Origin of the sequence: Delftia sp. WSY_22, assembly GCF_043104185.1 — a bacterium.
In the GTDB taxonomy this organism is placed as follows: domain Bacteria; phylum Pseudomonadota; class Gammaproteobacteria; order Burkholderiales; family Burkholderiaceae_C; genus Comamonas; species Comamonas tsuruhatensis.
Map to the genome: position 1 here is coordinate 412660 of NZ_JBICKN010000007.1, position 13777 is coordinate 426436.

Annotated in this window: 9 protein-coding genes; 7 read left to right on the forward strand and 2 right to left on the reverse strand. The window is 68.8% G+C overall.

Features of this window, described 5'->3' with window-relative positions; genetic code table 11:
- The first annotated feature begins 124 nt into the window (after nt 1-124).
- The 7 genes from ACF8NF_RS06950 (at nt 125) to ACF8NF_RS06980 (ending at nt 10560) form a co-directional block, all read left to right on the forward strand.
- Nucleotides 125-2035 carry a pseudouridine synthase gene (locus ACF8NF_RS06950; protein WP_392450317.1) on the forward strand — a complete coding sequence of 637 codons (1911 nt, stop codon included), beginning with the start codon at nt 125-127 and terminating at the stop codon, nt 2033-2035.
- Between the two features lie 195 nt (nt 2036-2230).
- Nucleotides 2231-2728 (forward strand): sigma-70 family RNA polymerase sigma factor, encoded by a 498-nt coding sequence (locus ACF8NF_RS06955; protein WP_013804342.1) that lies wholly within the window; start codon nt 2231-2233, stop codon nt 2726-2728.
- Nucleotides 2728-3798: a FecR domain-containing protein gene (locus ACF8NF_RS06960; protein ID WP_392450318.1), complete on the forward strand. Its 1071-nt coding sequence runs from the start codon at nt 2728-2730 to the stop codon at nt 3796-3798. The genes ACF8NF_RS06955 and ACF8NF_RS06960 overlap by 1 nt, the downstream gene beginning before the upstream one ends.
- 118 nt (nt 3799-3916) lie before the next feature.
- Nucleotides 3917-6331 carry a TonB-dependent siderophore receptor gene (locus tag ACF8NF_RS06965; protein ID WP_392450319.1) on the forward strand — a complete coding sequence of 805 codons (2415 nt, stop codon included), beginning with the start codon at nt 3917-3919 and terminating at the stop codon, nt 6329-6331.
- Between the two features lie 92 nt (nt 6332-6423).
- Nucleotides 6424-6936 (forward strand): sigma-70 family RNA polymerase sigma factor, encoded by a 513-nt coding sequence (locus tag ACF8NF_RS06970; protein ID WP_047218485.1) that lies wholly within the window; start codon nt 6424-6426, stop codon nt 6934-6936.
- On the forward strand, nt 6933-7922 hold the full coding sequence (locus ACF8NF_RS06975) for a FecR domain-containing protein (RefSeq protein WP_070080687.1): 990 nt from the start codon (nt 6933-6935) through the stop codon (nt 7920-7922). Before ACF8NF_RS06970 ends, ACF8NF_RS06975 begins: the two co-directional genes overlap by 4 nt.
- Before the next feature lie 274 nt (nt 7923-8196).
- Nucleotides 8197-10560: a TonB-dependent siderophore receptor gene (locus tag ACF8NF_RS06980; protein WP_337223185.1), complete on the forward strand. Its 2364-nt coding sequence runs from the start codon at nt 8197-8199 to the stop codon at nt 10558-10560.
- A gap of 24 nt (nt 10561-10584) precedes the next feature.
- Here the strand turns inward: ACF8NF_RS06980 and ACF8NF_RS06985 are convergent, their stop codons facing one another.
- Both ACF8NF_RS06985 and ACF8NF_RS06990 read right to left on the reverse strand, forming a co-directional pair.
- Nucleotides 10585-11265 (reverse strand): Fe2+-dependent dioxygenase, encoded by a 681-nt coding sequence (locus ACF8NF_RS06985; protein ID WP_046986753.1) that lies wholly within the window; start codon nt 11263-11265, stop codon nt 10585-10587.
- Between the two features lie 133 nt (nt 11266-11398).
- Nucleotides 11399-13624 (reverse strand): TonB-dependent siderophore receptor, encoded by a 2226-nt coding sequence (locus ACF8NF_RS06990; protein ID WP_046239192.1) that lies wholly within the window; start codon nt 13622-13624, stop codon nt 11399-11401.
- Nucleotides 13625-13777 lie beyond the last annotated feature (153 nt).

Below are 13777 nucleotides of genomic sequence, written 5' to 3' on the forward strand. Positions count from 1 at the left end.
CAGCGGGCGCTGCGCGCAGGGCTGTTGTCTCGAAAGAGAGCCCCTGTCTCTGGACGGGCGCCATTCTATGGGGAGATACATGGGAAATGGCAAGCCCAATGGATTGGTTTGCAATGGAAAATGAATGAATGCGCTCGTGAGAAATACAGTTTTTTACATATTCAATGCCATGGGCTGTTATTTCCTCATTGGCCGGATGGCGAATTTTCGTGGCGAGTTGATTCAACCTGATCCATCTTTCATTGGGGATTCATATGAATATGCATATCGCGACGGATACAGCGAATGGGATGGGCCTGGGGGCCAGGTGCATTGCCATGGACGGGAATCGGGCTCGCACAACGGGTGTGCCGTCCTTCGTGCAGGCGCTTCGCTGCGGGACCGCGCAGGGGTCCCGGCGGGCCGGGGCAGCGCGGGGCCGATAGCCGAGCGCAATGCCCGTATTGGCCGCAGGGCGCTGCCGCTGCAGGCCGTGCCGCGCGACAATGGCGGCCTAATGTCATCCCCTACTTCTTCCAAACCGTCCCGGCCCGGCGCCGACGAGGCGGCAGCGCCCTCCGCGCGCCCTGTGCTGCGCCGCCCCGAAAAGCCACAGGCCGAGCCGGCTGGCGATGCCCGCCGCCCCTCTGGTGGCGCAGGCAGATCTGCGGGCGCACGCGGCCCGCGCAACGACCGCAATGACCGCAATGACCGCGGCGGGCGCAATGAACGCTACGAGCGCTCCGACCGCCGTGACGCAGGCCCTCGCGGCGATGCCCGTGATGCGGCACCCCGCGGCGACGCCCGTGATCAGCGCCCGCGCAGCAGCGGTTTCGGCCGTGCCGAGGACCTGGACCGTTCCCAGCCGCGTGGCGACTGGCGTGGCCAGGGCGGCGGCGAAAACCGTGCCCCGCGCGAGCAGCGCGATCCCCGTGATGCGCGTGACACGCGCCATGCGGGCGACATGCGCGACTCCCGTCCCCCGCGTCCGCCCCGCCCGGATGATCGCCGCGACCGGCCCTATGGCCAGCGCGACGAGCGTCCGCGTGATGGGCAATGTGACGGCCCCCGGGAAGGCGGCTTCCGTGATCGCCCCCGTGACGACGCCCGGGGCCCCCGCCGCGACGATGCGCGCGGTCCCCGCCGTGATGACGCCCGCGGCCCGCGCCGCGATGCGCCGGCCCAGGCCGAACCCGCCTACCGTCCGCTCAGCGGCATCCGCACCTACCGTCCCGCCGACGGTGGCGCCAGCCGCGAGATTCCCGTCAAGCGTGCCCCCGCGCCCGTGCAGGAGCAGGTTCCGGGCGCCGTGCGCATCAACAAGCGCCTGGCCGACATGGGCCTGTGCTCGCGCCGCGAGGCCGACGAGTGGGTGGACAAGGGCTGGGTCCGCGTCAACGGCGAACTCGCCGTCATGGGCCAGAACGTGGTGGCCGCCGACCGCATCACGGTCGAGCGCGAGGCACGTGACCGCCAGGACCAGCAGGTCACCATCCTGATCCACAAGCCCATGGGCTACGTCAGCGGACAGGCCGAGGATGGCCACGAGCCCGCCGTGGTCCTGGTCACTCCCCAGAACCACTGGAACCAGGACACCAGCCGCACGCGCTTCAACTTCGCGCAGCTCAAGGGCCTGGCGCCCTGCGGCCGGCTGGACATCGATTCCGTGGGCCTGCTGGTCATGACCCAGGATGGCCGCGTGGCGCGCCAGATCATTGGCGAAGACTCGGAGATGGACAAGGAGTACCTGGTACGCGTGACCTACGGCGACCGCGACATCGACGTGCAATCCGTGTTCCCGGCCGAGCAGCTGGCACGCCTGTGCCATGGCCTGTCGCTGGACGGCGAGGAACTCAAGCCCGCCAAGGTGGACTGGCAGAACCCCGAGCAGCTGCGCTTCGTGCTGACCGAAGGCAAGAAACGCCAGATCCGCCGCATGTGCGAACTGGTGGGCCTGCGCGTGGTGGGCCTCAAGCGCATCCGCATCGGCCGCGTGACGCTGGGCAATCTGCCTGTGGGCCAGTGGCGCTATTTGGGTGCACACGAGAATTTTTAGCACCCCCTGAGCGGCTGCGCCGCTTCCCCCTCTCTCGCTTCGCGGGAGGGGGACGGCACCCTCGGTGCGGGACGGCCCTTCCTCGGTGCCCCTGATTTGGGCAGCGACGGTTTTGAGCTCGTGTTTAGAATGCGAACCATTCTCAAACGAGCTTCAGCGCTGCGGCACGCCAGTCCGGGGCGCGTCCGTCTTTTCATGCGCGCACCGGCCGATCCTGTACACACCCTCTATGTCGAACACCACGGCTGGCTGCAAGGCTGGCTGCGCCGCAAGCTGGGCAATGTGTTCGAGGCTTCCGATATCGCGCACGACACTTTCGTCAACGTGATCACCTCGGGCATGGCCGGCCGCATCGAGCAGCCGCGCCCCTTCCTGGCCACCGTGGCCCGCCATCTTGTGATTCGCCAGCACCGGCGCCGGCTGCTGGAGCGCGCCTATCTCGACACCCTGGCCCTGTTGCCGGCCGAGCTGGCTCCCTCGCCCGAGGAGCGGCTGATCGCGCTCGAATCACTGCAGGCCGTGGACCAGGCGCTGGACGCGCTGGCGCCCAAGGTGCGCGAGGCCTTCCTGCTGGCCCACCTCGAAGGCCTGAGCTATGCGGACATCGCCACGCGCCTGGGCGTGTCCATGACCAGCGTCAAGCGCTACCTGGCCCAGGGCTATGAGCGCTGCTTCGTGCTGGCGCTGTCCTGATGGCGCCGGTGCCTCCTTCCGATCCTCGGCGCCTGTCCAGCGCCACGCCGCTACCCGGCAGCAGTATCCAGGCGCCCCAGGCGCTGGGCCGGCCCTTGCCGGCCGGCGTGGCGCGGGCGGCGGCCGGCTGGTTTGCGCTGCTGCAATCGGGCCAGGCCTCGGCCGCCGACCGGGCGCGCTGGCAGCGCTGGCTCGATGAAGACGCCGACCATGGCCGCGCCTGGGCCCATCTGCAGGCCGTCACGGGCGCGCTGACGGGGCTCAATGCCGGTGGCGCGGGCTATCGCGGCCTGTCCGCTGCTCCCCGGGCTGCGCGGCGGCGCCTGCTGGGCCTGTTCGCGGGCCTGGGCACGGCGGCGGGCGGGGGCTGGCTGGCCAGCCGCACGCCGCAGTGGCAGCAGATGGCGGCCGACTACTCCACCGGCACGCAGCGCCGCCGCTGGAGCCTGCCCGACGGCACGGACATGCTGCTGGGCCCCGGCAGCGCCGTGGCCTTGCAGTTCGACGGCAGCGAGCGCCGGCTCCGCCTGCTGGCCGGCGAGGCGCTGTTCACCACCGGTCATCCCGCAGGTGCGCTGGGCGATCTGCCCTTTGTGGTGGAGACCGCCCACGGCCGCGTGCGCGCCCTGGGCACGCGCTTCATGGTGCGCAGCAGCCAGGCAGGTGCGCGCGTGGCGGTGTTCGAGGGCGCCGTGGAGCTGCGCCCGGCCGGCACAGGCGCATCCGCACGGCGCCTGCAGGCGGGCGAGGCCATGGACTTCACGCGCACGGGCTGGGGCACGGTGCAGCCGGCCGGCCCTGCGGATGACGCCTGGAGCCGGGGTCAATTGTGGGTGGACAACCAGCGCCTGGACGACTTCCTGGCCGAGCTCAACCGCTACCGCCCCGGCTGGCTGCATGCCGATCCGGCCGTGGCCGGGCTGCGGTTCTCGGGCGTGTTCCCGCTGGACGAAGGGGGCATCGATGGCACGGACGCCGTGCTGGCCATGCTGCCCGGTGCGCTGCCCGTGCAGCTGCGCTGGCGCACGCGCTGGTGGGTGGTGGTGGAGCCTGCGCAGGCGCGCGGCTGAGGCCCTTTCTTCCTTTTCGCTTTTTTTGCGCCGGGTGTGACCCGATTTCCCGCGCCGCGCTTCCTTGTTGCCGAGAGCTTTGATTTTCGATATCGGAACACAGGGAGAACCCAGGACCATGCAACCCCTTTTCATGCCCCACCCCGCGCTGGCGCTGGCCATCGCGCTCATGCCCGCCGCCGTGCTGGCCCAGGCCCAGCGCAGCTATGACGTCGCTGCCGGCCCGCTGGATGCCGCCTTGCGCAGCACGGCCGCCCAGGCCGGCGTGGCCCTGATCTTCACGGCCGATCAGACGGCCGGACAGCGCAGCGCGGGACTGCGCGGCAGCTACACGGTGGAGGCTGCCTTCGAGGCGCTGCTGGCCGGCACCGCCTGGCAGGCCGTGCGCCAGGCCGGCGGCGGCTATGCGCTGCGGCGCGTGGAGCAGGTCCGGCAGCTGCCGGCCGGCAGCGGGATGGAGCTGGCGCCCGTCATCGTCACCGCGCGCGCCGAGGAGGTGGGCGGCGAAGGCCCGGTGGCCGGTTACGTGGCGCGGCGCAGCACGGCAGGCTCCAAGACCGATACGGCCATCGTCGAGGTGCCCCAGACCATCAACGTGGTCACCGCCGACGAGATCGCCGCGCGGGGCGCCATCAGCGTTTCCCAGGCGCTGCGCTATACGCCGGGCGTGGATTCCTCGGGCTATACCGAGAACTACATGCAGGCCGACGAAACCGCCTCGCGCGGCTTCTCTCCGGCATCGCTGTACCTCGATGGCGCCTACCTGCCGTATGCGGGCAGCCTGGGAGGTGCCGCCCAGATCGAGCCCTACAGCCTGGAGCGCATCGAGGTGTTCAAGGGCCCGGCCTCGGTGCTCTACGGGCAGAACCAGCCCGGCGGCGTGATCAATCTGGTCAGCAAGCGGCCCATGGCCGAACCCTTGCGCGAGGTGCGGCTGGGCGTGGGCAGCCACGGGCGCGCTGATGCGGCGCTGGACCTCTCCGGCACCCTGGATGCCGAGCGCGGTCTGCTCTACCGCCTGGTGGCTGTGGCCAATGGCGGCGGCCAGCAGGCCGACCACACGCGCAGCAGCCGCCTGTTCGTGGCCCCCAGCCTGACCTGGCGGCCCGATGCTCGCACCTCGCTGACCCTGTATGCGCAACTGCAGCGCGACCAGGGCGTGTGGGATTACCAGGCCATGCCGGCCGTGGGCAGCCTGTTCGAGGGACCTGACGGCAAAAGGATCAGCCGCAGCTTCTTCAACGGCCAGCCTGGCTACAACGACTTCTGGCGCAACCAGGCCGTGCTGGGCGCCGACTTCGCGCACCGCTTCAACGACAGTGTGCTTTGGCGGCAAAAGCTGCTTTTCACCGACGTGCGTGACCGCTGGAAGGGCTTTTACCTGCGCGCCTTTGCGCGCGACGCCGAGGGAGCCATCGACTACGGCCGCGCCACCCGCACCAAGCTGGACTGGGCGCAGCACAACAGCGTGCTGAGCCTGGACAACCACCTGGAGGTCAAGGCCAGCACCGGCCCCGTGAGCCACACGCTGCTGGGCGGGTTGGATTACCGCCGCTTCTCGCGCAAGTACGAGGGCTACAACGACTACGCCTCTGCCCCCATCGACCTGTATGCGCCCGACTACGGCCTGCCCACGGCTGCGCCCACACTGACCACACGCTGGGACAACACCGTGGATCAGACCGGGGTCTACCTGCAGGACCAGATGCGCTGGCGCGATCTGGTGCTGACCGTGGGCGGACGCCATGACTGGGCCGGCATCGACAACAAGGACCTCATGGAGGCCACGCGCACCCGCCAGGACCACAAGGCCTTCACGGGCCGTGCGGGGGTGACCTGGCTGGTCGGCAACGGCGTGGCGCCCTACCTGAGCTATTCCGAGTCCTTCGTGCCCATCGTGGGCACGGACTTCCATGGCCGGCCTTTCGATCCCACCACGGGCAAGCAGATCGAGGCGGGCGTGAAGTACCAACCACCCGGCAAGAACCTGCTGCTGAGCCTGGCGGTGTTCGACATACGCCAGCGCAATCTCACCACCACGGACCGCGAGCACCCCGGCTACTCGGTGCAAACCGGGGAGGTGCAGTCCCGGGGCGCGGAAATGGAGATCAAGGCCAGCCTGGGCGCGGCCTGGGACATTGCCGGCGGCTTCAGCTACGCCGACATGCGCACCCTGCGGTCCAACGATGCCGAAGAAATCGGCAAGCAATGGGCCTCGACGCCGCGCTGGCGCGCCTCGCTGTGGGTCAACCACCACCTGCATGCGGGCCTGAGCGTGGGAGCGGGCGCGCGCTGGTCGGGCAGCGCCTTCGGCGACTCCGCCAACAGCTTCCGCACGCCGGCCTACCTGGTCTTCGATGCCGCGCTGCGCTATGACCTGGGCCTGATCGACGCCAGCCTGCGCGGGCTGGAGGGCACCATCAACGTCCAGAACCTGTTCGACAAGAACTATGTCTCCAGCTGCAACTACGCCTTTGGCTGCTACTACGGCAGGGCGCGCACCGTGTCCGCAGGCGTGACCTATCGCTGGTAGGCGACTGCGGCGCGGGCGGAGGGCGCCGGGATGAATGGATAATAAGAACCATTCGTCTTTGGCGCCGTGGCACTCCATGGCGCCTTGCCCCGATGCCTCACTCATCACCCTCCGCTCCCGACCCCATCCAATCGCTCTATGTCGCCCACCAGCCCTGGCTGCTGGGCTGGCTGCGGCGCCGCATGGGCAACGCCTGCGACGCTGCGGACCTGTCGCAGGACACCTGGGTGCGCCTGATCGTCTCGCGCCGCCTGCCCCGGCAGGAAGAGGAGCCGCGCGCCTACCTGGTGCAGATCGCCAAGGGACTGGTGGTGGACCTGCTGCGCCGGCGCAGGCTGGAGGCCGCCTATCTGGAGGCGCTGGCGCTGCTGCCCGAATCGTTTGCGCCTTCGCCCCAAGAGCGGGCGATTGCACTGCAGACCCTGGTGCGCGTGGACGCCATGCTGGATGCGCTGCCGCCGCGCGTGCGCGAGGTGTTCATGCTCTCGCAGTTCGAGGGCCTGACCTATGCCGAGATCGCCCCGCGCGTGGGCACGGCCGAGCGCACGGTGCGCAAGCACATGCGCGATGCGCTGCAGGCATGTTTCCAGGCGCTGATGGAATGACGCACACCGCCACCGGACTCCTTGCCGCCGATCCGACCGAGGCCCTGGACCAGGCCTTCGACTGGATGGCCGTGCTGCTGTCGGGCAGCGCCACCGAGGCCGAACACCAGGCCCTGGCCGCGTGGCGCGCGGCCGATGCCCGTCACGAGGAGGCCTGGCAGCAGCTGATGCAAATGCAGCAGCGCTTGCAGGCCGTGCCGCCGCAGCTGGCCTCGCGCACGCTGCGCACGGCGCGTGCGCCCGCGGCCGGGAGGCGCAAGGCGCTGCGCGTGCTGGCCTGGGGCGCGGGCACGGGCGTGGCGCTCTATGCCGGTCATGGCGCACTGGAGCGCAGCGGTCAGCTGGCCGCGCTGCACACGGGCACGGGCGAGCGGCGCGAGCACCGACTGGCCGACGGCTCCGTGGTCACGCTGGACACAGGCAGCGCGCTGGACCTGCGCTACACGGCCACGGAACGCCGCCTGCTGCTGCGAGCGGGTGCCATCCATGTGCGCACGGCGTCGGATCCGGCCGGCGCGCATCGCCCCTTCATAGTGGAGACTCCCCGGGGCACGCTGCAGGCGCTGGGGACACGGTTTTCCGTGCGTCTGGACGGTGGCGGCGCAGCGGGGCGGGACCGGGTCGAAGTATTCGAGGGGGCGGTGGCCGTCGCTCCGCTGCAGGGGCCGTCGCGCCGCGTGGAGGCCGGCGAGTGGGCAGACTTCGGCGCCGAGACGGTGCAGGCCGGCGTCTTGCCGCCGCAGGGCGATGCCGCCTGGACACGCGGCCTGCTGGTGGCCGAGCGCATGCGCCTCGAAGACTTTCTGGCCGAGCTGTCGCGCTACCGCCGTGGCGTGCTGCGCTGCGACCCGGCCGTGGCCGGGCAGATCGTCTCGGGCGTGTTCTCGCTGGACGACAGCGATGCCACGCTGGCCGCGCTGCAGGGCGCGCTGCCGGTGCGCGTGCGCCGGACCACGCGTTTCTGGGTCACGGTGGGACCGGCCTGAGATCCGGCAAAAAAATATTTGCGGCAGGGCGTGCCGCTTTCCGGATCTCGTTCGGGATAGAGACAACAGCCATTTTCTGCAGTGAATGGCTATGTCCGCCATCCATCGAAAGGAATCCTCCATGCCGCACCCCGTGCCCGGCGCTCTTGTCCGCTTCCGACCTCCTGCACAGGCTCCCGCGCTGGCGCCTGCCTTCGCCAGAACCGTGCTCGCCATGGCCCTGCAGGCCTGCGCTGTCGGTGGCCTGAGCGCCACTGCCGCCCACGCGCAAACCATGGCCGCGCCGGCTGCCGCCCAGCGCTTCGATCTGCCTGCCGCGCCGCTGGACCGTGCCCTTAACGCTTTTGCCACCCAGGCCGGTATTCTGCTGACCGCCGATGGCAGCCTGACGGCAGGCAAGACCGGCGCGGCCCTGCATGGCAGCTATTCGGTGCGCGAGGGCCTGGCCGCCCTGCTGGCGGGCAGCGGCCTGGAAGCCGTGCCCCAGGCGGGGCAGGGCGGGGGCTACGCGCTGCGGCGCGCGGCGGTGCCGACGGCGCCGGTCTCCGCTGCCGAGGGCACGGCGCTGGCCACGGTCAACGTGACGGCCGCTGCCGAGCGCAGCGCGGTCTCCGAAGGCACGGGCTCCTACGCCACGCGCCAGTCCAGCACGGCCACACGGCTGGGCCTGTCGCAGCGCGAGACGCCGCAGTCGGTCAGCGTGGTCACGCGCCAGCTGATGGACGACCAGGGCCTGACCAGCCTGCCCGAGGTGCTGGAGAAGACGCCCGGCATCACCGTGGGCCGCAACGACAGCGAGCGCACCACCTTCTACTCGCGCGGCTATGCCATCGAGAATTTCCAGTTCGACGGCGTGCCCAACACCATGGACTCGGCCAACCAGTACACGACCTCGCTGGCCGACAGCGCCATCTATGACCGCGTGGAAGTGGTCAAGGGCGCCACAGGCCTGCTCACGGGCGCGGGCTATCCGTCGGCCGTGGTCAATCTGGTGCGCAAGCGGCCCACCAAGACCTTCCAGGCCTCGGCCGAGGCGGCCATCGGCAGCCATGACCGGTTGCGCGGCGTGGGCGACATCTCCGCGCCGCTGACCGAAGACGGCCGCGTGCGCGCCCGCGTGGTGGCCGTGGCGCAGAACGCCAGGTCCCATGTGGACGACTACAGCCGCAACGTGCGCAGCCTGTACGGCATCATCGAGGCCGACCTGGGCCCGGGCACCGTGGCCAGCCTGGGCATTGACCACATGCAGACGCGCGCCAACGGGGCCAGCTTCGGCCACATCCCGCTGTTCTTCAAGGATGGCAGCCGCACGCATTTCCCCACCTCGCTCAACCCTGCGGCGCGCTGGTCGTACTGGGACAACGACAGCACCAACGTGTTTGCCGAACTCAAGCACAGCTTCGGCAATGGCTGGAAGATGGACCTGTCTGCCAGCCGGCTGCGCCAGTCGCGCGACGTGGAGGTCGGCGTGGCAGCCCACGGCATGGTGGACCCGGTCAGCGGCCTGGGCATCAACATGCTGTCCAACAAGATTCCCACCGATGCCACCACGCAGGCCGTGAATGCGGCGCTGTCCGGGCCGTTGCAGCTGTTCGGGCGCGAGCATGAGCTGTCGTTCGGCGCCAGCTGGTCGCGCCAGCGCCGCCATGCGCCCGGCTACAGCAATGCCTACGGCCCCGTGGGCAACTACTTCGAGTGGGACGGCCAGGTGCCCCGGCCCGATTTCCAGCTGCGCAACCACCGCATGACGCGCATCGTGGAAAAGGGTGTCTTCGGCGCCGCGCGCCTGCGGCCCACGGACGATCTGTCGGTGATCCTGGGTGCGCGCGTGAGCTGGTACGACATGCTGGACGACACCACGGGCCTGAACGGCAGCTACGTCGTGAACAACGCGCTGCGCGTGGCGCACAAGACCGTGCCCTATGCGGGCGTGGTGTATGACCTGAACCGCCAGCTGTCGCTGTACGCCAGCCAGACCGATATCTTCAATCCGCAGACCTACTACAAGGACGCTGCCGGCAGCCCGCTGCCGCCGCTCACGGGCCGCAGCCGCGAAGTGGGCGTCAAGGGCGAGTTTCTGGACGGCCGGCTCAACGCCTCGCTGGCGCTGTTCCACATCCAGCAGCGCAATGCCGCGCAGTACGTCAGCGCCAACCCGCAATCCGGGGAAGAGGTCTATGCGGCCATCGACGGCGTGACCAGCAAGGGCGTGGAGATGGAGGTGTCGGGCAGCATCACGCCGGCCTGGAACATCTACGGCGGCTACACCTACCGCACTTCGCGTGCGCCGGCCCAGCCCGACGTGATCCTCAGCGCGGTCAACACCAACCAGCCGCGCCACCTGTTCAAGCTCAGCACCAGCTACCGTCTCAACCCGCAGTGGACCGTGGGCGGCTCGCTGGCCTGGCAAAGCCTGACCTACTACCAGCAGTCCGCCGCTCCCTACGCGCGCGCCGACCAGCGTGCCTATGCGCTGGTGGGCCTGATGGCGCGCTACGACGTGGACCGCCAGTGGTCGGTGACGCTGAACGTCAACAACCTGTTCGACAAGACCTATATGCCGGGCCTGGGTTCGTACGGCACGGGCGTGTATGGCGATCCGCGCAATGTGCTGGTCACGGCCCGCTACAGGTTCTGATGCGGCTGCCTGGCGGCTGTGCCACTAGGCCTGCGACCACATCCGCAACAGGTTGTGGTACGTGCCGGACAGCGCGGATAGGGCGGGGTCGCCCGGGTGGCGCAGCGTCAACTGCTGGATCTGCTGGTCCAGGTCGAACAGGAGGCGGCGCTTCTCGTCCGAGGCCACGAGGCTGTGGGTCCAGAAGAAGCTGGCGTAGCGCGTGCCGCGCGTGACGGGGTTGACGCGGTGCAGGCTGGTGCCGGGGTAGACGATGGCGTCGCCTGCGGCCAGCTTCACGCTCTGGTGGCCGAAGGTGTCTTCCACGACCAGCTCGCCGCCTTCGTATTCGTCGGGCTCGCTGAGGAATACGGTGGTGGAGACATCGCTGCGCACCTTGATGGCCGTGCCGGGGATGGTGAAGATGGCATTGTCTATGTGGTTGCCGTAGGTGCCGCCGCCTTCGTAGCGGTTGAAGCGCGGCGGCAGCACCTTCAGCGGCAGCGTGGCCGACATGAACAGCGCGCTGGCCCCCAGCCTGTCGAGGATGAGGTTGCCTATCGCCTGGCCGGCCTGGCTGTCCAGCGGCAGCTGCAGGTTGGCCTTGACCTGGGCCGCCAGGGGGCCGGCCGTGGCGCGGCCGTCCTGCCACGGGGCCTGCTCCAGCGCCTGGCGGCACTGGCGCACTTCGTCGGGGCTGAGCAGGGCGGGTATGCGGAGCATCATGGCATGCGGTCCTCAGGGGCGGAATCAATGAGTGTCCCGCAAAAAAGCCCCGCAGGCGGCGATGGCCTGCGGGGCTTTGCGGTGATCTGCGCAGCGTCAAGCCGCTGCGCGTTCGCCCGGGGCGATCAGCAGATCAGTACGTCCACTTGAGCGAGGCCACGGCCGAGCGGCCTGCCGCCATGGTCGCGTAGTGGGGCGAACGCACGCCGCTGTAGTAGACCTTGTCGCCCAGGTTGTACAGGTTCAGCTGCACGGTCAGATTGCGGTCGATCTGGTAGGCCACCATGGCGTCGTAGCGTGCATAGCCGCTGGCGCCCTTGGTGACGATGCCGCCATCCACGGTGGAGCGGATGTAGCTCTGGTTCACACTGCTCTGGGCATAGATGCCCAGGCCCACGGTCAGCTTGGCCATGGGCTTGTAGCTGGTCCACAGGCTGAAGCTGTGCTTGGGCGTGTTGGGGAAGGGCTGGCCGTTGGCCACGTTGCCTGCGCCTGCGTTCTTCTGCTCGCTGTCCATGTAGGTGTAGCCGCCGAAGACGCTCAGGCCCGGCAGCACGCTGCCCGTGAAGCCCAGCTCCACGCCGTTGACCACCTTGTTGCCGCCCATGTAGGTGACGCCGTTTTCGGTGATGCGCGCATTGGTCACGTCGTTGCGGAACAGCGCGGCGGTCAGCGCCAGGCGCTTTTCCATCAGGTCCCACTTGGTGCCCAGCTCGAGCGAGCGGGTCTTCTCGGGCGCCAGGTTGGCCAACTGGTCGGTGGAGATGCCCAGGTCCTCGTTGCCGTTGCCCAGCATGGAGCCGCCGGGGCGCGAGGAGGTGCCGAGGCTGGCGTAGATGCTGCCGTTGGTGGCCGGCTTGTAGACCAGGCCCAGCTGGTAGTTGAAAAGCGTGTCCGAACGGCTCAGGTCATAGGCCGGCGTGTTGCGGCCGGCGGGGCCGGAGGCGCTGAGCTTGTAGTGGTCCAGGCGCAGGCCGGCGTTGAGCAGCCACCGGTCGTTGAACTTGAGCGTGTCGAAACCGTACAGCGCCACGGTGTCGATCTTGTTGTGGCTGGGGTCGCCCAGGGTGACGGGCAGGTTCCACAGCGGGCTGCTGTCCGGGTTGTTCAGCGAGGCGCACCACAGGCTGGCGGCCGTGCAGGTGGTGTTGGTGGTCTGCAGCGCGGCGGTGCGGGACTCGGCCTTTTCCTTGGACAGCTCCAGGCCGAAGGCGTAGCTGTGGCCCACGCTGCCGGTCTGTGCCTTGCCCGTGAATTCCGACAGGTTCTGCAGCGTCTTGATGTCGGCCACGCGTGCATTGCCACGGCGGAACACATAGCCATTGACGACATTGCCCTTGCTGTCGTCGGGCTGGGTCCACAGGTAGTCCTGTTCGGACTTGCTGTAGCGCAGGCTGTTGCGGAACTTGTTCGTGTCGGTGAACTTGTGCTCCACGGTGGCCGTGAACAGGTCGCTCTTTTCCTTCTCGTAGTCGCGGCTGGTCAGGCCGTACCAGTTGTCGCGGTTGCTGCCGTAGGTGGGACGCACCACGCTGCCGCCGGGCAGTCCGGCGGCCGCCGTGCTGGTGTACAGGTAGGGCACGCCGCCATCGGGAATGTTGTCGGTCTGCAGGTGCTGCCAGGACAGCGATACCTCGGTGGGCGTGCCCATGCCGAAGGTCACCGTGGGGGCGATGCCCCAGCGCTTGTTCTCGGGGCCGCTGCGGCCGGGAACGTCGGCGTCGTGCACCATGGCGTTCAGGCGCAGGCCCACGCCTTCGCCCAGCACGCGGTTGGCGTCGATGGTGGCGCGCCGGTAGCTGTCCGTGCCCAGGCCCACGTCGCCGCTGATGAAGTTCTCGTTCCTGGCCTTCTTGGTCACCAGGTTGATGGAGCCGCCAGCGCCGCCACGGCCTGCATAGGCCGAATCGGCACCCTTGATGACCTCCACCGATTCCAGGTTGAACACTTCGCGCGTACCGGCCGCGATGTCGCGCATGCCGTCCACGAAGGTGCTGGCCTGGGCATCCATGCCGCGGATGAAGGGCTGGTCACCCGAGGGGTTGCCGCCTTCGCCGTTGCCGAAGGTGATGCCGGGCGTGGACCGCAGGGCTTCCTGCAGGCTGGTCGCGCCGGTCTGCTTGATGATTTCCTCGTTGATGACCTGCACCGTCTTGGGCGTGTCCACCAGCGGGGCCGTGAACTTGGCCGAGGAGGCGTTGTCGGTCTTCACGGGCGCTTCGGTCGAAGACGTCACGTTCACGGTGCCCAGCGTGGTGCTGGCCTGCGCAAAGGCCGGGGTGCCAGCAAGGCACAGGGCAGCGGCAAGGGCCAGCTGGGTGAGGTTCGCGGGGGGGAGGATTTGTTGGATTTTGCTCATGTTCACTCCGATGAAAGCCCGCGGATTGTTATTGCGAATCACTAGTGTTCGGTTTCTGCTTCGTAAAGTTGGCCTGTTTGCCCTGGGTAAAAGTCCTTCGCGTTGCCGCCATGCAACAAACGAAAACCGTGTTTCACCACAGGTCCAATGAAA